The following is a 612-nucleotide window of genomic DNA, read 5'->3' on the forward strand; positions in this document are numbered from 1 at the left end:
GAGACACCACAGGACGCACACTCTTTCGTCGTCCCTCTTGGGTTGACGGCCACGAAGTGCGTTCCTTCGCGTTCGCACTTGTACTCAAGCATCCGCAGGAACGTTCCCCACGCCGCGCCTGCGCGGTTGCGTGAGTTTCCCGGCAGTTCGACTAACCCCTTCGCGTCCAAGTCTTCCACGGCCACGAGGTCATACTCGGTGGCGTAGTAGTTCGAGAGCTTGTGGAGGAAGTCTCGCCGCTTGTTCTTCAACTCTGCGTGACGTTCGGCCACGACCGTCCGCTGTTCTTCCCAATTCGCGGACCCGTGTTCCTTCCGCGAGAGGTCGCGCTGTGCGCGTTCCAACCGTTCGCGTTCGTCGGACAGGTCGAGCGATTCGACGGCGGTTCCGTCGGTATCGTGAGCGTACTTGAGTATTCCCACGTCGATGCCGACGCACGTCTCGGGATTCTCCGGTTTCGCGGGCGGGTCGTCCGGGGTTTCGACGCCGAGGATGCCGTACCACTTGCCGGTGGGTTCGCGTTTGACCGTGACGGTCTTTATCTCGGCCTCGTCGGGCAGGTCGCGGTGGAAGGTGAGCGGGATTTCTCCGAGTTTCGAGAGCCACAGTCGG

1 protein-coding gene is annotated in these 612 nt (G+C 61.9%); it reads right to left on the bottom strand.

Annotated elements, in window-relative coordinates:
- On the bottom strand, positions 1 to 612 hold a 612-nt coding region (locus ABDZ36_RS12690), incomplete at both ends, for an RNA-guided endonuclease InsQ/TnpB family protein (protein ID WP_343749345.1).

Source organism: Halarchaeum salinum (assembly GCF_039520965.1).
Taxonomy (GTDB): domain Archaea; phylum Halobacteriota; class Halobacteria; order Halobacteriales; family Halobacteriaceae; genus Halarchaeum; species Halarchaeum salinum.